The sequence below is a fragment of the Pseudomonas sp. NY15437 genome, assembly GCF_048068435.1.
GTDB lineage: Bacteria > Pseudomonadota > Gammaproteobacteria > Pseudomonadales > Pseudomonadaceae > Pseudomonas > Pseudomonas nitroreducens_B.
Genome location: NZ_JBLUQC010000011.1, coordinates 178,771 through 201,096, shown reverse-complemented (window position 1 = coordinate 201,096; position 22,326 = coordinate 178,771). Strand labels below are relative to the sequence as shown.

18 protein-coding genes and 1 pseudogene are annotated in these 22,326 nt (G+C 66.4%); 6 read left to right on the top strand and 13 right to left on the bottom strand.

Translation table 11 applies throughout. The annotated features are described in order from the left end of the window. Positions 1 to 316 precede the first annotated feature (316 nt). Entirely contained in the window at positions 317 to 781 is a 465-nt protein-coding gene (locus tag ACNFIA_RS23265) for an REP-associated tyrosine transposase (protein ID WP_416789058.1), read from the top strand. Between the two features lie 170 nt (positions 782 to 951). Here ACNFIA_RS23265 and ACNFIA_RS23260 read toward each other — a convergent pair whose 3' ends face one another. The 5 genes from ACNFIA_RS23260 to ribBA form a co-directional block, all read right to left on the bottom strand. Further along, positions 952 to 2,094, bottom strand: coding sequence for an ABC transporter ATP-binding protein (locus ACNFIA_RS23260; protein ID WP_416789056.1), 1,143 nt, complete (start codon positions 2,092 to 2,094; stop codon positions 952 to 954). Between the two features lie 17 nt (positions 2,095 to 2,111). Then, entirely contained in the window at positions 2,112 to 2,921 is an 810-nt protein-coding gene (locus ACNFIA_RS23255; protein ID WP_416789053.1) for an ABC transporter permease, read from the bottom strand. A gap of 3 nt (positions 2,922 to 2,924) precedes the next feature. After that, on the bottom strand, positions 2,925 to 3,875 hold the full coding sequence (locus tag ACNFIA_RS23250) for an ABC transporter permease (protein WP_416789051.1): 951 nt from the start codon (positions 3,873 to 3,875) through the stop codon (positions 2,925 to 2,927). Continuing rightward, a complete protein-coding gene (locus ACNFIA_RS23245; RefSeq protein WP_259756700.1) occupies positions 3,860 to 4,885 on the bottom strand; it encodes a polyamine ABC transporter substrate-binding protein in 1,026 nt (341 codons plus the stop codon). The genes ACNFIA_RS23250 and ACNFIA_RS23245 overlap by 16 nt, the downstream gene beginning before the upstream one ends. Before the next feature lie 322 nt (positions 4,886 to 5,207). Beyond that, positions 5,208 to 6,317 (bottom strand): bifunctional 3,4-dihydroxy-2-butanone-4-phosphate synthase/GTP cyclohydrolase II, encoded by a 1,110-nt coding sequence (ribBA, locus tag ACNFIA_RS23240; protein WP_259756701.1) that lies wholly within the window; start codon positions 6,315 to 6,317, stop codon positions 5,208 to 5,210. 88 nt (positions 6,318 to 6,405) lie between these two features. Here ribBA and ACNFIA_RS23235 point away from each other — a divergent pair, with 88 nt between their 5' ends. After that, complete coding sequence (locus tag ACNFIA_RS23235; protein ID WP_416789048.1) at positions 6,406 to 6,699, top strand: DUF1330 domain-containing protein; 294 nt, start codon at positions 6,406 to 6,408, stop codon at positions 6,697 to 6,699. A 1,112-nt stretch (positions 6,700 to 7,811) separates the two neighbouring features. Here ACNFIA_RS23235 and ACNFIA_RS23230 read toward each other — a convergent pair. Further along, positions 7,812 to 9,209, bottom strand: a complete 1,398-nt coding sequence (locus tag ACNFIA_RS23230) for a purine-cytosine permease family protein (protein WP_416789045.1) — start codon at positions 9,207 to 9,209, stop codon at positions 7,812 to 7,814. 334 nt (positions 9,210 to 9,543) lie between these two features. On the opposite strand from ACNFIA_RS23230, the gene ACNFIA_RS23225 reads away from it, so the two are divergent. Further along, positions 9,544 to 10,029, top strand: a complete 486-nt coding sequence (locus ACNFIA_RS23225; RefSeq protein ID WP_416789043.1) for a flavin reductase family protein — start codon at positions 9,544 to 9,546, stop codon at positions 10,027 to 10,029. A gap of 474 nt (positions 10,030 to 10,503) precedes the next feature. On the opposite strand, the gene ACNFIA_RS23220 is transcribed toward ACNFIA_RS23225, so the two are convergent. Beyond that, positions 10,504 to 11,232 (bottom strand): methyl-accepting chemotaxis protein, encoded by a 729-nt coding sequence (locus ACNFIA_RS23220; RefSeq protein ID WP_416789090.1) that lies wholly within the window; start codon positions 11,230 to 11,232, stop codon positions 10,504 to 10,506. A gap of 129 nt (positions 11,233 to 11,361) precedes the next feature. Further along, positions 11,362 to 12,294: pseudogene (locus ACNFIA_RS23215) on the bottom strand (cache domain-containing protein); the annotation flags it as partial. A 360-nt stretch (positions 12,295 to 12,654) separates the two neighbouring features. Between ACNFIA_RS23215 and ACNFIA_RS23210 the strand changes: the two are divergent. Continuing rightward, complete coding sequence (locus ACNFIA_RS23210; protein WP_416789040.1) at positions 12,655 to 13,698, top strand: LLM class flavin-dependent oxidoreductase; 1,044 nt, start codon at positions 12,655 to 12,657, stop codon at positions 13,696 to 13,698. 592 nt (positions 13,699 to 14,290) lie between these two features. On the opposite strand, the gene ACNFIA_RS23205 is transcribed toward ACNFIA_RS23210, so the two are convergent. Next, the gene (locus ACNFIA_RS23205; protein ID WP_259756711.1) at positions 14,291 to 15,913 is read right to left on the bottom strand and encodes an MFS transporter; all 1,623 of its coding nucleotides are present in this window, start codon (positions 15,911 to 15,913) and stop codon (positions 14,291 to 14,293) included. Positions 15,914 to 16,097: 184 nt separating this feature from the next. Then, entirely contained in the window at positions 16,098 to 17,762 is a 1,665-nt protein-coding gene (locus ACNFIA_RS23200; protein ID WP_416789038.1) for a GMC family oxidoreductase, read from the bottom strand. Positions 17,763 to 17,886: 124 nt separating this feature from the next. On the opposite strand from ACNFIA_RS23200, the gene ACNFIA_RS23195 reads away from it, so the two are divergent. Next, on the top strand, positions 17,887 to 18,798 hold the full coding sequence (locus tag ACNFIA_RS23195) for a LysR family transcriptional regulator (RefSeq protein ID WP_416789036.1): 912 nt from the start codon (positions 17,887 to 17,889) through the stop codon (positions 18,796 to 18,798). Between the two features lie 752 nt (positions 18,799 to 19,550). Continuing rightward, on the top strand, positions 19,551 to 19,886 hold the full coding sequence (locus tag ACNFIA_RS23190; protein WP_416789033.1) for a hypothetical protein: 336 nt from the start codon (positions 19,551 to 19,553) through the stop codon (positions 19,884 to 19,886). An 83-nt stretch (positions 19,887 to 19,969) separates the two neighbouring features. Here ACNFIA_RS23190 and eco read toward each other — a convergent pair whose 3' ends face one another. The 3 genes from eco to ACNFIA_RS23175 all read right to left on the bottom strand — a co-directional run bounded on the left by eco (position 19,970) and on the right by ACNFIA_RS23175 (position 22,107). After that, positions 19,970 to 20,452, bottom strand: coding sequence for a serine protease inhibitor ecotin (gene eco / locus ACNFIA_RS23185; protein WP_416789030.1), 483 nt, complete (start codon positions 20,450 to 20,452; stop codon positions 19,970 to 19,972). A 109-nt stretch (positions 20,453 to 20,561) separates the two neighbouring features. Then, positions 20,562 to 21,281, bottom strand: a complete 720-nt coding sequence (locus tag ACNFIA_RS23180; RefSeq protein ID WP_416789027.1) for a tellurite resistance TerB family protein — start codon at positions 21,279 to 21,281, stop codon at positions 20,562 to 20,564. 112 nt (positions 21,282 to 21,393) lie between these two features. Beyond that, positions 21,394 to 22,107, bottom strand: a complete 714-nt coding sequence (locus tag ACNFIA_RS23175) for a tellurite resistance TerB family protein (protein WP_416789026.1) — start codon at positions 22,105 to 22,107, stop codon at positions 21,394 to 21,396. Positions 22,108 to 22,326 lie beyond the last annotated feature (219 nt).

The window sequence follows — 22,326 nt, the reverse complement described above, 5'->3', positions numbered from 1 at the left end:
CCGCGCGTTTTCGTGTGTTCGCGGGCATGGCCCGCTCCTACACGAGCCGACCTGTAGGAGCGTGCCGTGCACGCGATCCGTCGGCAGGGCCGACGGCTGGTCCTAGCACCACTGCCGCCCATGAAACTCGGTGATTCGGGTCGCTGATTTTCCCTTCTGGAACGCCATCTGGGCCTGACCGCGCGTATCCGCGCGTTCGCGGGCATGGCCCGCTCCTACAGGGGACACCGAATCAGCCGGCTGGCTTGCGGCTGTTTCCTCTCGTAGCGAACAGCAGCGAACGTGATAGTCGATCCACTCACACAGAGGATCGACCATGGCCCTGCACTCTGCCGGCCGCGCTGCGTTGCGCAAAGGCCGCGTCGCCCTGCCCCATACGGTCTATCTGCTTACCTCCACGACGCTCCGGCGCCAGCCATTCTTCGCTAGCTTCAAAGCTGCATGTGCAGCAGCACGCTGCTTCGAGGATCGGCAACTGTTGAATGGCTGCACCATGCTTGCCTGGGTGCTGATGCCGGATCATGTGCACTGGCTGCTCCAGCTGGGCGAAGAGGCCTGCCTGGAGACGACCGTGAAGAACCTGAAATCCGCCAGCGCACGCCTGGCCAATCGGGCGCTAGGCAGGCGAAGCGAGCTATGGACACCGAGCTTCCATGACCGGGCTTTACGTCGTGAGGATGACCTGCGCCAAGCCGCGCGCTATCTGGTTGCAAATCCGCTTCGCGCAGGATTGGTTCGGCGAGTCGGCGATTATTCCTTCTGGAACGCCATCTGGATCTGACCGCGCGTTTTCGCGCGTTCGCGGGCATGGCCCGCTCCTACACGAGGGTGCCGCGCGCGCGATCCGGCGGTTGGGCCGGACACCTACTACATCCGAAAAACGCCAGGCAAAAAAATCCCCCGACGCCAACGGCACGCCGGGGGTGCAAGGGATAAATCGTCAGGATTCGCTCAGTGCGCGCCCTTGGTCAGGTCACTCTCGTTCCACTGGTCGTACACGCAGGCATCGGCGGCGGCCCAGCGCACGCGCACCTCGCTGCCGGGGGCCAGCGGCTGGGTGTTGCCGGACAGCTCCTTCAGCGTCAGCATCGCGCCGCTGGCGGTGACCACGCTGCAGGTCAGGCTCTCGCCGAGGAACACCGTCTCGGCCACCTTTGCCGGGATTTCGTTCCAGCCCGCCGCCAGCGGCGTGGCGGCGGCCTGGGTCGGGCTCAGTACCTGGGCTTTTTCCGGACGCACCATCAGCAGGATGTCCTGGCCCTCGCGCAGGTTCGCGGTCGGGCGGATGGCCAGTGCGCGGCCTTCGAATTCCGCCGCGGCGTTGCCATGGGCACGGGCGCGAAGGAAGTTGGAGTTGCCCAGGAACGACGCCACGAAGGCATTCGGCGGGTTCTGGTAGAGGTCATAGCCGCTGCCCAGGCCGACGATCTTGCCGTGGCTGAAGATGGCGATGCGCTGGGACAGGCGCATCGCTTCCTCCTGGTCGTGGGTGACGTAGACGATGGTGATGCCCAGGCGGCGGTGCAGGTGGCGCAATTCGTCCTGCAGGTCCTCGCGCAGCTTCTTGTCCAGCGCGCCGAGGGGTTCGTCCATCAGCAGGATGCGCGGTTCGTAGACCAGCGCGCGGGCGATGGCGACGCGCTGCTGCTGGCCACCGGAGAGCTGCGCCGGGCGGCGGTGGGCGAACTTGTCCAGTTGCACCAGCTTGAGCATGGCGTCGACACGGCGCTCGCGCTCGGCGCCCTTCTGCTTGCGGATGTCCAGCGGGAAACCGATGTTGTCGCGCACCGACAGATGCGGGAACAGCGAGTAACGCTGGAACACCATGCCGATGTCGCGCTTGTGCGGCGGCACGTTCACCAGCGACTGGCCGTCCACCAGGATCTCGCCGCTGCTGGGCGTCTCGAAGCCGGCCAGCATGGACAGCGTGGTGCTCTTGCCCGAGCCGCTGGAGCCCAGGAAGGTGAGGAACTCGCCGTCCTGGATGTCGAGGGAGATATTGTCCACGGCGGTGAAGTCGCCGTAGTGCTTGTTCAGGTTGCGCAGGCTGACCAGGGTCTTCTGCTCGCGGGATTCTTGGATCACGGCACTCATGGCATTTACCTCGGCGCTCAGGCGCGGATTTCGTTGCGCCGGCGCAGGGCGGCGGCGATCACCATCACCAGCACGGACAGGCCGATCAGCAGCGTCGAAGCGACGGCGATCACCGGGGTCAGGTCCTGGCGCAGGGTGGTCCACATTTTCACGGGCAGGGTCTGCAGGGTCGGGCTGGCCATCATCACGCTCAGCACCACTTCGTCCCAGGAGACCAGAAAGGCGAACAGCGCGCCGGCGACCATGCCGGGGCGGATCGCCGGGAAGGTCACCTTGATCACCGCCTGCAGGCGCGACGCCCCGCAGATCACCGCGGCGTCCTCGATGGACTGGTCGAACAGCTTCAGCGAGTTGATGATCGAGATGATGGTGAACGGCAGCGCGACGATCACGTGGCTGACCACGAAGGAGAACAGCGTGCCGGTGTAGCCGAGCTTGAGGAACAGCGCGTAGACCGCCACCGCGATGATCACCAGCGGCACGATCATCGGCAGGGTGAACAGCCCGTAGAGCAACTCCCGGCCGGGGAACTTGCCGCGCACCAGGGCGAACGCGGTGGGCAGGCCCAGGGCGACCGAGCAGATCGTGGTGAGGATCGCCACCTTCAGGCTGGCGAGCGCGGCGCTCATCCATTCGGGGTTGGAGAAGAACTGGCCGTACCACTTCAGCGTCCAGCCCGGCGGCGGGAACACCAGCCACTGCGAGGAGCCGAAGGACAGCAGCACGATGAACACGATGGGCAGCAGCAGGAAGGCCGCGATGCTGCCCGTCGTGAGGTAGAGGCCGACGCGCATGCGCCGGCTCATGGCATTGGGTGAGAGCAGCATGGCTTACCTCGCGCTACTGGAAGCCACCGGGGATTCCGGCTGCAGCTTCAGGTAGAGGTAGAACAGCACCAGGGTGATGGCGATCAGCAGCGCGGCGGCGGCGCTGGCCAGGCCCCAGTTGAGGAAGGATTGCACCTGCTGGACGATGAACTCCGGCAGCATCATGTTCTGTGCGCCGCCCAGCAGCGCCGGGGTGACGTAGTAGCCCAGAGACATGACGAAGACCATCAGGCCGCCGGAGAACAGCCCCGGCCGGCACAGCGGCAGGAACACCCGGAAGAAGTTGGTCCAGGGGCTGGCACCGCAGATCGAGCCGGCCTGCAGCACCATCGGGTCGATGGCGGCCATGGTGGCCTGCAGCGGCAGCACGATGAACGGGATCATGATGTAGCTCATGCCGATCACCACGCCGGTCAGGTTGTGCACCAGCTCCAGCGGCTGGTCGATGATGCCCAGCGCCATCAGGGTCTTGTTGATCACCCCCGAGGCCTGCAGCAGCACCAGCCAGGAGTAGGTGCGCGCCAGCAGGCTGGTCCACATCGACAGCAGCACGATGTTCAGCAGCATGCGGCCCCAGCCGCGCGGCACCAGGGTGATCGCCCAGGCCAGCGGGAAGCCCAGCAGCAGGCTGATCACGGTGACCAGCGCGCCGACCGCGAAGGTGTTGAACAGCACCCGCGAGTAGGCCGAGTTGGCGAACAGCTGTGCGTAGTTGTCCAGGCCTGGGGTCGGCTCCAGCACGCCGCGCAGCAGCAGGCCGATCAGCGGGGCGAGGAAGAACAGGCCGAGGAACAGCAGCGCCGGCAGCAGGTTGCGCACGCCGCGCCAGCGGTGGGTGAGCACTTCATCCTGTCGGATGGGTTCGGCCTTCGGGGCCTTGCCGCCGGCGGCGCGGGATGCGCCTCCGGCAGCCTGGCCCGGCTGCATCACAGCCATTTTCACTTGACCAGCCATTCGTTCCACCGTGCGGCGATCGCCGGGCCGTTCTTCGCCCAGTAGGCGTAATCCAGGGTGATCTGCTCCTGCCCATAGGCGGTGGGCAGGTTCGGCGCGAGGTCGCCCTTGAGCTGGCCGACGCTGTCCAGGTTCACCGGGGCATAGGCGGTCAGGTTGGCGAAGTCGGCCTGGCCCTTGGCGCTGCTGGCGTTGGCCAGGAACTTCATCGCCGCGTCCTTGTTCTTCGCGCCCTTGGGCACCACGAGGAAATCAGCCATGACCAGGTTCTGTTTCCAGCTCACGCCCACTGGCGCGCCGTCCTGCTGCAGGGCGTAGATGCGGCCGTTCCAGAACTGGCCGAGGGTCGCCTCGCCGGAGGCCAGCAGCTGCTGCGATTGCGCGCCGCCGCCCCACCAGACGATGTCCTTCTTGATGGTGTCGAGCTTCTTGAAGGCGCGGTCCAGGTCCAGCGGGTAGAGCTTGTCCTTGGCCACGCCGTCGGCCAGCAGGGCCAGCTCCAGCACGCCGGGGCTCGGCCATTTGTACAGCGCGCGCTTGCCCGGGTAGCTGGCGGTATCGAACAGCGCCGACCAGTCCTGCGGTTGCTTGCCGCCGACCTTGCCCTGGTTGTAGCCGAGCACGAAGGAGAAATAGAACGAGCCGACACCATGGTCGGAAACGAAGCGCGGGTCGATGCGGTCACGCTTGATGGTGTTGAAGTCCAGGGGCTCCAGCAGGCCCTCGGCGGCGGCGCGCAGGGCGAAGTCGGCCTCCACGTCGACCACGTCCCACTGGACGTTGCCGCTCTCCACCATGGCCTTGAGCTTGCCGTAGTCGGTGGGGCCGTCCTGGACCACGGCGACGCCGGTGGACTGGCTGAAGGGTTCGGCCCAGGCCTGCTTCTGCGCATCCTGGGTGGTGCCACCCCAGCTGACGAAGCTGAGGCTGTCGGCGCCGAAGGCAGCGGTGCCGGTTGCGCCCAGGACTGCCGCGGCCAGGACCGCGATCGCACGTTTTTTGAACACCATCTTGCTTGCCCTCATTGTTGTGATTGTTCACGGCGACCTTCGGGGGACGCCGGTCTGGAGCAGGTGGCCGGAGCGTCGTCAGGGTCCGATGGAGTGGCACGCTGACGAGCAGAAATCGTAAGGCCTACGGAATGTCATATTATGGTATTCCAAACTTTCCGCAAGTCCTCCGCGACACCGGCCATCGTGGCAGCGAAGCTTGGGTGAACACCGCGTCGTTCCTCGTGTTGCTCAGGTTCTTGATTGGAAAGGAAATCTTTTTTCACACTCGCCGCGCGGAAGTTTTCTGGCGAAACGCCAGCACGGCGAGCGGACGAACGGATCAGCCCTCGAAAGGCAGCGTTTCCACCACTTCCAGGTCGTAGCCGGTGAGGCCGGCGTACTTCAGCGGTGCGCCGAGGTGGCGGATCTTGCCGACGCCGATGTCCTGCAGGATCTGCGCGCCGGTGCCGACTTCGGAATAGATGCGCGACTGCGAGCGGGTGAACTGCCGCGGCGCCTGGGTCAGTTGCGGCACGCGGGCCAGCAGCGCCTGGGAGGACTCGTTGTTGGCCAGCACCACCACCACGCCGTGGCCGACCTCCGCGACCTTCTGCAGGGCGGCCCAGAGCGTCCAGTTCTTCGGCCCGGTGTACTCGGCGCCGACCAGGTCGCGCAGCGGGTCGATCACGTGCACGCGCACCAGGGTCGGCTCATCGCGCCGGATGTCGCCCATCACCATGGCCATGTGCACGCCGCCTTCGATGCGGTCCTCGTACGTGACAAGGCGGAAAGTGCCGTGCACCGTGGGCAGCTCGCTCTCGCCGATGCGCGCGACGGTGTGCTCGGTGCTCAGGCGGTAGTGGATCAGGTCGGCGATGGTGCCGATGCGGATGCCATGGCGCTTGGCGAAGGCTTCCAGGTCCGGGCGGCGGGCCATGCTGCCGTCGTCGTTCATCACCTCGACGATCACCGACGCCGGGGTCAGCCCGGCCAGGCGCGCCAGGTCGCAACCCGCCTCGGTGTGGCCGGCGCGGGTGAGCACTCCGCCTTCGCGGGCGCGCAGGGGGAAGATGTGGCCGGGCTGCACCAGGTCCTCGGCGCGAGCGCCCGGCTTCACGGCGGTGAGCACGGTGTGCGAACGGTCGGCGGCGGAGATGCCGGTGGAGACGCCGGTGGCCGCCTCGATGGACACGGTGAAGGCGGTGGAATAGACGCTGCCATTGGCCGGCACCATCTGTTCCAGCCCCAGGCGGGCGCAGTGTTCGTCGGTCAGCGTCAGGCAGATCAGCCCGCGCGCCTCGCGCGCCATGAAGTTGATCGCCTCCGGCGTGCAGCGCTCGGCGGCGAGCAGCAGGTCGCCTTCGTTTTCGCGGTCTTCGTCGTCGACCAGGAGCACCATCTTGCCCTGGCGGTAGTCTTCGATGATGTCTTCGATGCGGTCGAACGGCATGGTGCGGTACTCGGCTGGATCGTGGATGAAAAAATCTGGTATACCATAATATATTTCTTATCCAAAACAGCAGCACGCAGAGGTGCCCATGAAGGCTTACTGGATTGCCCACGTCGACGTCACCGACCCGCAGCAATACGGCGAATACACCCGCCGCGCGCCCGCGGCCTTCGCCCTGTACGGCGGCAGGTTCCTCGCCCGCGGCGGCCGCTCCGAAGCGCTGGAAGGGCGCTCTACTCCTCAGCGTAGCGTGGTGATCGAGTTCGATTCCTATGAGCAGGCGCTGGCCTGCTACCGCTCGGCGGAATACCAGGACGCCTGCGCGCACCGGCAGGGCGTGGCGAAGGCGGAGATCGTGATCGTCGAGGGGTTCGAGGGGTAAGGCCCCGGCCATGGGCGAGCGGGATTGCCGTCGGCCCTGCCGACGGATCGCGGGCATGGCCCGCTCCTACAGGGGACGTTCGGCGTTGGGCTGTTCGCGAGCAAGCTCGCTCCTACAGGTCCGCGCCCGGCTCCCGTAGGAGCGGACTCGGTCCGCGATATCCCACGCGGCGGAATCCGACCAGCAGAAGACACACCGAAGCAAGACGCCCCTTGTAGGAGCGAGCTTGCTCGCGAACCATCCGAGCGCCGGTGTTACCGGATCGCGGAGAAGCTCCGCTCCTACGACAGCCGAGAGCCCTCGCCAGCCTGTAGGAACGGGCCATGCCCGTGATCGCGGGCATGGCCCGCTCCTACAGGGGACATCCGGCGCTGGGCGGTCGCGAGCAAGCTCGCTCCTACAGGTCCGCACCCGGCTCCCGTAGGAGCGGACTCTGTCCGCGATATCCCACGCGGCGGAATTCGATCCCGGCAGAAGACATACCGAAGTAAAACGCCCCTTGTAGGAGCGAGCTTGCTCGCGAACCATCCGAGCGCCGGTGTAACCGGATCGCGGAGAAGCTCCGCTCTTACGACAGCCGACTGCCCTCGCCAGACTGTAGGAACGGGCCATGCCCGTGATCGCGGGCATGGCCCGCTCCTACAGGGAATGTTGTGCCTTGCGGTTCGCGAGCAAGATCGCTCCTACGAAGAGCCGATGCTCCGCTTTGGCTCTTGAGGCCCTCAAGAGAAACATCCGCACACTCCGACTGCCCCGTTCAGGAGGCCTCGTTGAAGCGGAGTTTCAGGGGTTGAGCGACATGGATGTCGCGAGAGCTGCGATGGGCCAGGGACGGCCCTTCGCAGCGTGCCCCTGAAACTCCGCTTCAACGAGGGAATTTTTCGCCTAAGCGAAAAACCGGATGTCCGGGGCAAGACCTTTTGGTTCCTTTTGGGGCGTTTGCCAAAAGGGACTCGCCCGAGGGGGCGAAACCCAATCTCTCAGCGCACACATCAGCGGCGCAGAGACACTGCCCTCCCTGTAACCAAAGCTCTAGCTCCAGACCGTACAGGCAAAAAAAAGCCCCACCGAATCCCGGCGGGGCAGAGAGTGTGCAACCCAGGTCGAATTCCCTACTCCGCGATCCCCAGCGCCACCGGCTGGCCGGCTTCGCGGGCCTGGCCGCGGGTGGCCAGGCAGTAGTACAGCGGGCAGGTCACCAGCAGGCCGACCAGCCAGGACAGGTCCACCCCATCGATGTAGTTGGCATAGGGGCCGACGAACAACGAGGTATTGGCGAACGGCAGCTGCACGATGATGCCGATGAAGTAGGCGATGATCGCGTGCGGGTTGAAGCGCCCGTAGACGCCGCCGTCACGGCGGAAGATCGACTGGATGTCGTAGCGGCCGCGCTTGATCAGGTAGAAGTCGATCAGGTTGATCGAGGCCCAGGGCACCAGCACGATCAGCATCGCCAGGATCAGGCCGATGAACTGCGAGATGAAGTTGGCCGAGGCGCCCAGCGCCATCAGGCAACTGCCCGCCAGCACCACCGAGGACAGCACCACGCGCACCCGCACACTGGGCGTCCAGCTACCGGCGAAGGTCTGGATCGAGGTGACGATGGAGAGCACGGCGCCATACAGGTTCAGCGCGTTGTGGCTGATGATGTTGAGCAGGAACAGCAGCATCAGCACCGGACCGAACACGCCGGTGGCCTGCTTGACCGCGACCATCGCGTCGGTGCCTTCGGGGGTTGCCAGCACCGCCACCGCGCCGAAGCTGAACGACAGGCTGGTACCCGCCACCGCGCCGGCGAAGGTCGCCAGGAACGGCTTGCCGATGCCGACGCTGGCCGGCAGATAGCGCGAATAATCCGAGGTGTAGGGCGCGAAGCTGATCTGCCAGATGATGCCCAGGCACAACGTGGCCAGGAAGCCGGAGAGGTTGAAGGCGCCGCGGGAGAGGAAGTCCGCCGGCAGCTCGCCGCCGAGCATGATGGCAAAACCCACCAGCAGCGCGCCGCCCATCACCCAGGTGCCGATGCGGTTGAGGGTGTGGATGAAGCGATAGCCGATCACGCCGATGGCGGTGGCGCTCAGTGCACCGAGAATGATCGCCACAGGCGTCGGGGTCGCCGGCACCAGGCCCTGGATCGACTTGCCCGCCAGGACGATGTTGGAAATGAAGAAGCCGACGTAGATCAGGGCGGTGAAGAACACGATCAGCAAGGCGCCGTAACGGCCGAACTGGCCCCGGCTCTGGACCATCTGCGGAATGCCCATCTGCGGGCCCTGCGCCGATGCCAGGGCGAGGAACACGCCGCCGAACACGTGGCCCAGGACAATGGCGATCAGCCCCCAGAGCAGGTCGAGATGGAACACCTGGACCGCCATCGCGCCGGTCACCACCGGCAGCGGTGCGATGTTGGTGCTGAACCACAGCGTGAACAGGTCGCGGGAGCGCCCATGGCGCTCGGCCGGCGGCACGTAATCGACGGTATGGTTCTCGATCAACGGAGTATCGGACATCGGTTTTGCCTTGCTTATTGTCTTTGTAAGGTCAGGTCATCCGGCGCCTCGGATGGGGCAGAAACGGCGCGGCGGTGACGGCTGAAATATTATGGTATTCCACATACCAAGCAAGCATTTTCTGAATAACCGTTGGTCGAATGGTCGCCAGCCGCCCCTCCGGCGAAGGCTCATCTTACCGGCCAAAGCCCCGTATTCTGCAGCCTCCAGGCGACGACGGGGATTGCGCCATCCATCCATCGGGAAAACAAAAGGCTTGATTTCGAAGTATTACGGTATACCATCATACGAAACGACCACTCCCGATGGCCGGCTCACACGACAGGTACTCGCAATGATCGACCACGCTGCCTACAAACACGTCATGGGCTCCTTCCCGTCCGGCGTCACCGTCATCACGACTCTGGACGACGATGGCCAGGTGGTCGGCCTTACCGCGAGCGCCTTCAGCTCCCTGTCGATGGACCCGGCGCTGGTGCTGTTCTGCCCCAACTACAGCTCCGACTCCTACCCGGTGCTGATCCGCCGCAAGCAGTTCGCCATCCACCTGCTGTCCGCCGACCAGAAGGGCGAAGCCTATGCCTTCGCCAGCAAGGGCAAGGACAAGGCCCAGGGCATCGAATGGACGCTGAGCGAACGCGGCAACCCGCTGTTGGCAAATGCCACCGCCATCATCGAGTGCGAGCTGTGGCGCGAATACGAAGGCGGTGACCACGCCATCCTGGTCGGCGCGGTGAAGAACCTGATCGTGCCGGACCAGCAGATCACCCCGATGATTTACTGCCGCGGAAAGATGGGCGCGCTGGAGGCGTTCGCCTGACCGCCTGATCGTTCGCCGTCCGGCGCGGGCCCCTTCTTGCGGGAGTGAGAAGGGGCTTTCTTTTTGCCTGTGGAATGCAAAGCCACCGCCGGGGAAGGCCGAACCGCCGTTGCGGCGGCGGGAAACGCTGGCGCGTCATGCGCCCTACGCCTGCCATGAGGCACGTTCGCAGGATGGCGTGGAGCGCAGCGATACCCATCGAATTGGCGCACCGACAACATGGGTATCGCTGCGCTCCACCCATCCTACAAATCCGTTCTCTGGCGATGCCCGCGTGCGAGCCTGGAATCCCTCGCGGCGGAATCCGCCCTCACCAGGGCACATAGCGGTGAAGGCGCACATTGTAGGAGCGAGCTTGCTCGCGAACCTCGCTTGCCGGTTAGCACGGCGTTATGCGGTTCGCGAGCAAGCTCGCTCCTACGAAAAGCTCATCGGCTAAGAAAAGGGCCCGCCTTCGCGAGCCCGTCTCGTGCCTCAGGTCCTGAACCGCGACACCAGCCGGTTCAGCTCATCGGACAACCCACCCAGGGTCTGCGCATCGCCGCGCGTGGCCTCCGCCAGGCCGGCGACTTCCTGGGCATCGCGGTGGATCTGGCTGATGTGCCGGTTGATCTCCTCCGCCACCTGGTGCTGCTCCTCGGCGGCGGTGGCGATCTGCGCGTTCATGTCGCGGATCACGTCCACCGACTCGCGTATCGCACCGAAGCACGCCCGCGCCTCGCGGATCGAGCCCACGGTGCGCTGCGATGCCTCCAGGCTCGACTGCATCTGCCGCCCGGTGTCGTGGGTACGGCGCGCCAGGGTGCCGAGCAGGTTGTCGATCTCCCCGGTGGATTCCGCCGTGCGCCGCGCCAGCGCGCGCACCTCGTCGGCCACCACGGCGAACCCGCGGCCCTGGTCGCCGGCACGCGCCGCCTCGATGGCCGCGTTGAGCGCCAGCAGGTTGGTCTGCTCGGCGATGGAACGGATGGTGCCGAGGATCGACTGGATATCGTTGCTGTCCTGCTCCAGCTGGCGCATGGCATCGGCGGAGTGGGCGATCTCCTCGCTCAGGCGGCCGACGCTGTCCACGGCGGCGTCGATCTGCTGCTGGCCGTCGTGGGCCTGGCGCTGGCCGCTGTCGGCGGATTCCGCCGCCTGGGTGCAGGAGCGCGCGACCTCGTTGGCCGTCATCACCATCTCGTTGAACGCGGTGGAGACCATGTCCACCGCCTCGCGCTGGCGGGCGGCGGTATCGGCCAGCGCCTGCGAGGTCTCGCGGCTGCTGCCCGAACTCTGGTGGATGCTGCCGGCCGCGGCGCCGATGCTCTGCACCAGCCGCCGGATCGCGTCGAGGAACTGGTTGAACCAGCCGGCCAGTTGCGCCGTCTCGTCACGGCCGCGCACGGCCAGGCGTCCGGTGAGGTCGCCATCGCCCTGGGCGATGCCTTCCAGGCCGGCGGCTACCGCGCGCACCGGGCGCACCACCAGGCCGGCGAACAGCGAGCCGAGGCCGGCGAAGGCCAGCGCGATGACCACCGCAATCAGAGCGATGACCCAGGTCAGGCGGGTCGCCGCGCTCATCACCTCGCTCTCCTTGACCAGGCCGACGAAGCGCCAGCCCAGGGCGTCGGACGGCCAGACGTTGGCGAGGTAGCGCTCGCCGCCGATCTCCACCTCCACCAGGCCCTTCTGCGCGCTGGCCAGGCGCTGGAAATCGCCGCCCAGCTCGCCCAGTTGCTTGAAGTTGTTCTCGGGATTGTGCGGGTCGACCAGGATGGTGCCGTCGCCTTCCATCAGCATCAGGTAGCCGGATTCGCCCAGGCGGATCGCCTTGACGATATCGGTCAGGCGCTTGAGCGAGACGTCGATGTTGACCACCCCGCCCTGCGGGCCGAGCTGGTTGGCGAAGGTGCGCACGCTGCTCACCAGCACCACCTTGTCCGCCGCCCAGTAGTAGGCCTTGGTGCGCAGGGTCTTGCCCGGCTGGGCCATGGCCGCCTGGTACCACGGGCGGGTGCGCGGATCGTAGTTGGCCAGCGTGGCGTCGCCCGGCCAGAAGCTGTAGCCGCCTTCGCGGGTGCCGAGGGACACGTAGGCGTAATCCGGGTGGCTCTGCGCCAGCCCGGTGAAGAGGTCGAAGACGCGCTTGTCCAGCTCGCCGGTGGGGTGCTGCGCGGCATCGCTGGCGATGTACTGCTTGAGGCCGCCGTCGATGGCTGCCAGCTGCGGATGGCTGGCCAGGTATTCGACGTTCTGGGTGATGCCGTCGAAGAACAGCTGCATGGCGTTCTCGACCTGGCGGATCTCCCGGCTGCTGCCGTCGATGAAGCTGTCCCGGGCCTCCCCGCGCAGGTTGAGGATCACCAGTACGGCAACCAGGATCACCGGCAAGCTGGCGATGGCGGAAAACGCGAGGATCAGTTTTTGTTTGAGGTTCATCCCTTACTCCCTTGGTCTGCTCGCGGCAGAAACGCCTTGCAGACATCCCATATTATGGTATACCAATATGCAACGGATTCCCTAGCGCGTAAACCGGCCGTTGTTCTCCGCCGTCGCGCCTGACCGCCGAAAAGCAGCGATGCGTGCCTGCGCATCTCCCGCCGGCTGCCGTGCCGGATACAAGAAAGGTTCGAGGTAAGCGATATGAAGTTTTCCCTGTTCGTGCACATGGAGCGCTACGACGATCAGCCCAGCCACCGCCAGCTGTTCGAAGAGCTCACCGAGCTGACGCTGATGGCCGAGGCCGGCGGTTTCTCCACCGTCTGGATCGGCGAGCACCACGCCATGGAGTACACCATCTCGCCGAGCCCGATGCCGCTGCTGGCCTACCTCGCCGCCCGCACCCAGACCATCCGCCTGGGCGCCGGCACCATCATCGCGCCGTTCTGGCACCCCATCCGCGTGGCCGGCGAATGCGCCCTGCTCGACGTCATCAGCAACGGCCGCATGGAAGTGGGCCTGGCCCGCGGCGCCTACCAGTACGAGTTCGACCGCATGGCCAACGGCATGCCGGCCGGCGACGGTGGCAAGTACCTGCGCGAGATGGTCCCGGTGGTGAAGGCACTGTGGCAGGGCGACGTCGCCCACGACGGCGAAATCTGGAAATTCCCCACCTCCACCTCGTCGCCGCGTCCGCTCCAGAAGCCCACCCCGCCGATGTGGATCGCCGCCCGCGACCCGGATTCGCACAACTTCGCGGTGGCCAACGGCTGCAACGTGATGGTCACCCCGTTGATGAAAGGCGACGAAGAAGTCGTCGACCTTAAGAACAAGTTCGAAGCCGCCCTGGCCAACAACCCGGACGTGCCGCGCCCGCAACTGATGGTGCTGCGCCATACCCACGTGCACACCGCGGACGATCCGGATGGCTGGAAGGTCGGCGCCGAGGCGATCTCGCGCTTCTACCGCACCTTCGACGCCTGGTTCGGCAACAAGCAGACCCCGGTCAACGGCCTGCTGCCGCCCAGCCCCGAGGAGAAGTTCAAGGAGCGCCCGGAGTTCGAGCTGGAGAACATCCGCAAGAACACCATGATCGGCACCCCGGAAGAAATCATCGCGCGCATCCGCCACTACCAGGAACTGGGTGTGGACGAGTTCAGCTTCTGGGCCGACAACAGCCTGCCCTATGCGCAGAAGAAGAAGTCGCTGGAGCTGTTCATCCAGCACGTGGTGCCGGCGTTCCGCTGATCGCCGCGGCTACCTGCGAAAGGCGCCTTCGGGCGCCTTTTGTGCTGACGGCACCCACCCTGTAGGAGCGAGCTTGCTCGTGAACCCGCTTCGCTGCGGAGCCTCCCTGTAGGAGCGCGCCATGCGCGCGATCGCGGGCATGGCCCGCTCCTACACAGGCCGCATGCTTGCCGCATTCGTAGGAGCGGACTCCGTCCTCGATGCTCGCCACAGGGCGCCTTTTGTGCTGACGGCACCCACCCTGTAGGAGCGAGCTTGCTCGCGAACACGCTTCGCCGCGGAGCCTCCTGTAGGAGCGCGCCATGCGCGCGATCGCGGGCATGGCCCGCTCCTACACCCACGCCACGTGCTTGCCGGCAGGACGCCCTCCGTGATGCTCGCCACAGGGCGCCTACTGTGCTGACGGCACCCACCCTGTAGGAGCGAGCTTGCTCGCGAACACGCTTCGCCGCGGAGCCCCCTGTAGGAGCGCGCCATGCGCGCGATCGCGGGCATGGCCCGCTCCTACACCCAAGCCGCGTGCTGGCCGGCATACGTAGGAGCCCAATGAAAAAGCCCGGCATCCGCCGGGCCCTTTCCCCTCAGCCGAAGATCAATCCGCGTGGATGTCGTTGTCCTTGGTCTCGCGCAGGAACAGCAGCGAGCAGACCAGGCTCATCGCCGTGATCAGCACCGGGTACCACAGGCCGTAGAAGATGTTGCCGGTGTACACCACCAGGGCGAACGAGATGGTCGGCAGCAGGCCGCCGAACCAGCCGTTGCCGATGTGGTACGGCAGCGACAGCGAGGTATAGCGGATGCGCGTCGGGAACAGCTCGACCATCAGCGCCGCCAGCGGGCCGTAGCAGCAGGTGGCGATGAAGATCAGCGCGACGATGATCGCCACCACCATCGGCCGGTTCACCAGGGACGAGTCGGCCACGGCCGGGTAACCCGCGTCCTTCACCGCGGCGCCCAGCGCGGCGGCGTCGAAGCCCTCGATGCGCTTCTCGCCCACCGTCACCACCAGTTCGCTGCCCGCTGGCGCGGCCACCGTGCTGTACGGCACGCCGCCCTTCACCAGCAGGGTCTTGGCCTTGTCGCAGGCGCTGTCGAATTTGGCCTTGCCCACCGGGTCGAACTGGAAGGTGCAGGTGGCCGGGTCCGCCATCACGGTCACCGGCGCCTGGCGCGAGGCCGCGTCGATCTGCGGGTTGGCGTAGTGGGTCAGCGCCTTGAACAGCGGGAAGTACAGCACCGTGGCCAGCAGCAGGCCGGTGACCAGCACCGGCTTGCGCCCGACCTTGTCCGACACCCAGCCGGCGATCACGAACAACGGTGCACCGATCACCAGGGAGATGATCAGCAAGCCGTTGGACAGCGCCGGGTCGACCTTCAGCACCTGGGTCAGGAAGAACATCACGTAGAACTGCGCCGCGTAGAAGGTCACCGCCTGGCCGGCGTTGATGCTGAACAGGGCGATCAGGACGATCTTCAGGTTGCTCCAGCGGGTGAAGGATTCCTTGAGCGGCGACTTGCTCACCTTGCCCTCGGCCTTCATCTTCAGGAATGCCGGCGACTCCTGCATGGACAGGCGGATCCAGGTGGAGATGCCCAGCAGCACGATGGAGATGAGGAACGGCAGGCGCCAGCCCCAGGTCTCGAACTCGGCGCCGGTGGCCTGGCGGCAACCCCAGATCACCACCAGCGAGAGCAGCAGGCCGCCGGTGGCGGTGCACTGGATCCAGCTGGTGTAGGCGCCGCGCTTGTGGTCCGGCGCGTGCTCGGCGACGTAGATCGCCGCCCCGCCGTACTCGCCGCCCAGCGCCAGGCCCTGCAGCAGGCGCAGGACGATGAGGATGATCGGCGCGGCCACGCCGATGGTGGCGTAGGACGGCAGCAGGCCCACCGCGAAGGTGGACAGGCCCATCAGCAGGATGGTGGCAAGGAAGGTGTACTTGCGCCCGATCATGTCGCCCAGGCGGCCGAATACCAGCGCGCCGAACGGGCGGACAAGGAAGCCGGCGGCGAATGCCAGCAGGGCGAAGATGAAGGCGGTGGTGTCGTTGACCCCGGCGAAGAACTGCTTGCTGATGACCGCCGCGAGCGATCCGTAGAGGAAGAAGTCGTACCACTCGAACACCGTGCCGAGCGACGAGGCGAAGATCACCTTGCGCTCGTCGCGACGCGAGGTCGCGGGCCGCTCATAGGGGCTGGTCTGTGCTACATCGGTCATTGCGGGCTCTCCTGCCCCTTCTGGGGGCTTTTGTTTTTGTCAGCCTCGACTGCCACGGTGGTGACACCGCGCGATACCGGTTGTGCCGCCCCTGGTAGGAGCGAGCGTGCTCGCGAACCGCCTGGCACGCAGGCGTCAGGGAGCGAAATTCCACGCCAAACACTGTGGGGAGACAGCCTCGCCGTCACGCCACGGGAGCTTCCTCCGCCGTGCGCCCACTGGAAGGGATGACCTCCGCGCCGCGCGCAGGTTCGCTCAATATCATCTGCGCGGCCTTTTCCGCGATCACCAGCACCGGTGAACAGCTGTTGCCGGAGGTCAGGCTGGGCATGATCGACGCATCGGCGATGCGCAGGCCGGGGATGCCGTGCACGCGCAACCGGCTGTCCACCACCGCACCCTCGCCCTGCCCCATGCGGCAGGTGCCGGCGGGGTGGAAGATGGTGGTGCCGATCTCGGCGGCGGCGCGGTGCAGGTCTTCTTCGGTCTGGTAATCCGGGCCGGGCTTGAACTCCACCGGCTGATAGCGCGCCAGCGCAGGCGCGGCGGCGATGCGCCGGGTCAGGCGGATGGCGTCGGCGGCCACGCGCAGGTCCTGCGGGTGGCTCAGGTAGTTGGGCTGGATCACCGGCTTGTCGCGCGGGTCGGGCGAACGCAGGGTCACCGTGCCCCGGCTCAGCGGGCGCAGGTCGCAGACCGAGGCGGTGAATGCCGGGAAGCTGTGCAGCGGCTCGCCGAAGCGCTCCAGCGACAGCGGCTGCACGTGGTATTCCAGGTTGGCCGAACGCTGGCTTGGGTCGGACTTGGCGAACGCGCCCAACTGGCTGGGCGCCATGGACAGGGGGCCGCTGCGCTTGAGCAGGTACTCCAGGCCCATGCCCATCTTGCCCCACAGCGTCGAGGCGATCTGGTTCAGCGACGGCGCCCCGTTCATGCGGTAGATCAGGCGCAGTTGCAGGTGGTCCTGGAGGTTGCCGCCCACGCCGGACAGCGCATGGCGCACGCCGATGCCGTGCTTCTCCAGCAGGTCGCGGGGGCCGATGCCCGAGCGCTGCAGCAGCACCGGCGTGTTGATCGCGCCGGCGCAGAGGATGACTTCACGCCGCGTCCGCAGTTCGCGCCGCGCGCCCTGCCAGTTCACCTCCAGCCCGGCGGCGCGGCCGTTCTCCAGCAGCACGCGCAGAGCCTCGACGTTCGTCAGCACGGTCAGGTTGGCACGGTTGGCGATGGGCCGCAGGAAGGCCTTGGAGGCGTTCCAGCGCACACCCGAGCGCTGGTTCACCTGGAAGTAGCCGCAGCCCTCGTTGTCGCCGCCGTTGAAGTCGTCCACCGGGCGCACGCCGGCCTGCGCCGCCGCCTCGCGGAAGGCATCGAGGATCGCCCACGACAGCCGCTGCTTCTCCACCCGCCATTCGCCGCCCGCGCCATGCAGCTCGCTGGAGCCGGCGAAGTGGTCCTCCATCTTCATGAACAGCGGCAGCAGATCGTTCCAGCCCCAGCCGGGGTTGCCCTCGGCGGCCCAGCCGTCGTAGTCCAGCGCCTGGCCGCGCATGTAGATCATGCCATTGATCGACGAGCAGCCGCCCAGGGTACGCCCGCGCGGGTACTTGATCGCGCGGCCGTTCAGGCCCGGCACCTGCTCGGTGTCGTAGCACCAGTCGGTCCGCGGGTTGCCGATGCAGTAGAGGTAGCCGACGGGGATGTGGATCCAGGGATAGTTGTCCGGGCCGCCGGCTTCGAGCAGCAGCACGCGGTTGGCCGGGTCAGCGGACAGGCGATTGGCCAGCAGGCAGCCGGCCGGACCCGCGCCGACGATCAGGTAGTCATAGGCATCCAGCGCCTGGGGCATGGAAAGGTACCTCGTCGTTCTTGTTCTTTTTGTATGGGGACTGAGCCTAGTCGTTCGTTCGTGATAAAAGAACACTCATTTCGAGTCACCCGCTGTGCGTTTTCTAACAACGAGGACCGCCGAGATGTTCGACTGGAATGACCTGCGCTTCTTCCTCGAGCTGCACCGCAGCGGCCGCCTGCTGACCACTGCCAAGCGCCTGGGCACCACCCACGCCACGGTGGCGCGGCATATCGAGAACATCGAGCGCGACCTCGGCACCCAGCTGTTCGCCCAGCACACCGGCGGCTACCAGCTCACCCCCGCAGGCCAGGCGCTGCTCAAGCATGCCGAGGCCATGGAGAACACCGCCCTGCTCGCCCAGGAGGAAATGAGCCAGGCCATCTCGCCGCTGGGGCAGATCCGCATCGGCGTCACCGAGGGCCTGGGCACGATGTTCCTCGCCCCGCGCATGGGCGAGCTGATGCAGCGCTACCCCGGCCTGGAAGTGGAACTGGTATCGGTGCCGCGCTTTGTCAGCATCACCAACCGCGAGGCCGACATCGCCATCACTCTCGAGCGCCCCAGCGCCGACCTGGTGATCAGCCGGCGCCTGACCCGCTACCGCCTGAGCCTGTTCGCCAGCCCCGCCTACCTGGAAAACGCGCCGCCCCTGCGCGACCGCGACGACCTGTGCAAACACCCCTGGATCGGCTACGTCGACGACCTGCTGTTCAGCCAGGAGCTGCTGTTCCACCACAGCTTCTGCCGCCACCCGCAGGTGGTGTTCCGCAGCACCAGCGTGGTCGCCCAGCAGCAGGCCGCCCAGGCCGGTATCGGCATCGCCATCCTCCCGCAGTACATGGGCCTGCACGACCCACGGCTGTTGCCGGTGCTGCCGGAGGAATTCATCGAGCGCGAATACTGGATGTGCACCCGACGCGAGTTGCACCGCTCAGTGAGGCTGAGGCTGGTGTGGGACTTTCTGCTGGAGGTGTGCGGGCGCGAGCAGGGGATTCTCGTTGAAGGCCAGACCGCGCGCCCGCAACGAGAGTAGGAGCGAGCTTGCTCGCGAACAGAGTACCCTGCGGCGTCCACGCCAGGCGGGTTCGCGAGCAAGCTCGCTCCTACACAGAGCAGAGTCCCCTTTCGGAGCGGAGCGCGCGCCAGGGTGGGCCGCCTGTGGCCTTTGAGATTTCCCTTCGCCAGCAGGCTCGCTCCTACCCAGAGCGACGCCCTCTTGCTGTTGAGCCTGGCGCTAGCCTGAATCGGCCGAATAAAGCAAACGACCTCCCCCGACTCGGCACACCGCGTCTGTAAGAACGATCCTTCAGGTCGAACCATGAATTCAGACACGCCATTTCCCACCTGACGGTCCGCGATGCCGCGGGCAGAGCGCATGCTGAACGGGTGCGCTAACACCACTGGTGCAAATCCCGCCGCGCCCGAACAATCCCCGCTCTCACCGCCCCATTTCCGCCCGCTCCGCGCGCCGCCCGATCTGTGCCACGGCGCATGCCGCGCAGATTTTCCCCGCCCTTCGCCAAGCACCGCTCATTGCCGGCAATCCGCCGCGTTTTCCGCTGCGGCGCTGAACTCCGCGCGTCCTTCAGAAATTAACGTCCGGCTGCTTTCAGATTGCGGCGGGGCGCTCTGGCTGCCGCTGACCGCGCACGATAAAAAACAACGAGAAACCACCGATGGCTCTTCATCGCAACGGCCGCCAGACGCTTCGCCTGGCAGTGGCCGGCACCCTGCTGGGCAGCGCCCTTCCCTTCACGCCAACGGTCCTCGCGGCAGGCTTCGTCGATGACTCGACCCTCACCGGTGGGCGTGCCGCTACTGACCCGGTTGGGCGAGACCTTCACCAGCCGCGTAGCGGGCAGCCTGCTCAGGGCCCACGGCTTCGACGAACTGGTGGCGACCGATGCGCAGGACTATTTCGAGCGGCTGAAGGCGCTGGCGCTTGACGATGCCCAGCGCGATGCGCTGCGCCGGCGACTGGGCGCGGCGCGCATGACATCGCCGCTGTTCGACACGGCGCGCTTCACCGTCGATCTGGAAGCCCTGTATCGGGCGATCTGGGCGCATCATTGCGCGGCCCCGGACGGCCGCGCACCGGTGGTTGTGGCGCCGTCCCTGTAGGAGCGAGCTTGCTCGCGAACCCGCCCAGCGTCGGCCTTGCCGACGGATCGCGGGGATGGCCCGTTCCTACAGGGACGTCGGGATTATTCGGCGCGAGCGTGTTCGATCTTGTCCGAGGCCGACCAGAGGCGGTAGCGGACTTCGACGTCCTTCGGCGCATAGATCACGATCGGCAGCTTGCTGTTGTAGCGCAGCACGAAGCCCTCGCCGACCACCGGGACGAAATCCTGGCGGGTCTTGCCATCGGGGCAGGCCATCAGGGTGCTGGCCGGGCCGCTGACCTTGTCCAGGCGGTAGTAGGAGTAGCCCCAGCCTTCCAGGGTCTTCTCTTCCAGGGTGCCGCCCAGGCGCTGACGGTTGCAGTCGACGGTCAGCGTCTTGCCGGCGAGGATCTCGACCTTGAAGTTCTCTTCCTGCGCCTGCTTGGGCAGGTTGATGACCTGGCGCACGAAGCCGTCTTCGGCCTTGGGATAGGGCGCGACGTCTTCCAGTTTGGCGGCGTTGGCCAGGGTGGCGGTGGCGCTGAGCAGCAGCGCGGTGGGGAGGGTGAAACGTACGAACGGCATGAAGCCTCCTTGCAGAAATGAACAACGAACGCCCCGCACGGGTGCGTTCGTCCGAGCGCTCTGACCGTCAGATTGTACGAATGCTCCTACGGCCCCGCGCTGAGTTGTATCAAGCTACTTCGCCGCCGGCCTTGGCCTGCTGTTCCAGGTGGGCCTGGAGTTCCGGGGCAAGGCCGAGGTGATAGGCGAGTTCATCCAGGTAGGTGCGCTCCGCCCCTTGCTGGTCGTCCACCAGCATCACACTGACCAGGTACATCTCGGCGGCCACCGCCGGATCGCCCTGGGCGGACTCGGCGACCTCCGCGGCGTCCAGCGGCTTGCGCACCTCCGCGTCGAGCCAGTCCTGCAGCTCCGGTTCGTCGGTGTGGCGGGCGATTTCCCCCTGGATGGCGGTCTTTTCCTTCTCATCGATACGACCGTCGGCCTTGGCGGCAGCGATCATGGCACGCAGGATCCCATGGCTGTGGGCTTCGGCCTCCGGGCCGGAGAGCTGATCCACGGTGGTCAGCGACGGCTGCTGCGAGGGATTGGCGTTCTGCTGGCGTTGCCAGTTCTGGTAGGCCTGGAAGGCCATCATCCCCAACGAGGCCAGCATCGCGTAGTTGACACCGCCGCTGCGTCCCTGGGGCGCGCCGCCTCGGCTGGAGCCACCGCCGAGCATGTTGCCCAGTACGTCGCCCAGCCCACCGCCGGCGCCGCCGGAGGCTCCGCCGAGCAAGCCGCCCAGCAATCCACCGAGACCACCCAGGCCTCCTGCACCGCCGCCCTGTTGCGTCTGGGCGCCCTGCCCGGCGCGCAGCAGTTGTTCCAGTAGGTCCGCCGTGTTCATCAGATGTCCCTCGCTAACACCGGTGTGCGTTGGGCAACGATAGCCCCGCCACACCGATGCGCCAGCGCCGTTCGCCGGGCCGGGCGAACGGCGCCCGACGACCGCCGCAAGGTCAGGCGGGGACCGCGTCCAGGGCCTTCTGCGCCTGGGCTTCCAGTTCGGCCTTGAGACCGGCGTCTAGGCTCAGCTGGCGGGCCAGCTCGTCAAGGTAGGCGCGCTCCATGTAGCTGGTTTCGTCGACCATCAACAGGCTGGCCAGGTACATCTCGGCGGCCATTTCCGCGCTGGTGGCGGCGCGGGCGACGTCGGCCGGGTCCAACGGCTTGGCCAGCTCGCGGTCGAGCCAGCCCTGCAATTCGAGGTCGCCGGTGAGCTTGGCGATTTCGCCGTCGATCAGTTGGCGTTCGCGATCATCGATATGGCCGTCGGCCTTGGCGGCTGCGACGATGGCCCGCAGGATGGCGTGGCTGTGCTGCTCGGCCTGCGCCGGGGGCAGCCGGTCGACGGTCTGCGGCTCGCCGCGCGGGGCGCTGGCCTGCTTCTGCTGCCAGTTGCCATAGGCCTTGTAGGCGAGCACGCCAAGCGCCGCGAGACCGCCGTAGGTGACGACCTTGCCGCCCATCTTGCGCGCCTTCTTGCTGCCCAGCAGCAGGCCCAGCGCGCCCGCCGCGAGGGCGCCGCCACCGGCGCCGGAGAGCAGGCTGCCCAGGTCCAGGCCGGCACTTTTGCTGGATTGCTGGCCGCCATCCTGCCGGGCGACGCCCTTGTTCTGCAGGAGGTCCTGGCCGGATCTGAGGAGTTGGTCGAGCAGGCCGCGCGTGTTCATGGCGATCTCCACTGTCTATCGAAAAAGGTGGATTCCGACTCTAGCCCGACGCGCCCGCCAGACGCAGCGACAGTGTGCTTCCGGATATTGCGGGCTCGTGTCGGCGTGTCCGCAGGGCAAACAGGCCGCTTTCATTCGATTAAAAAGAATGCTCCTATAGATTTTCGATAATCAACAATGAAAAGCGCCCTGCCTGCTCTAGACAGCGGCTCCGAGCGC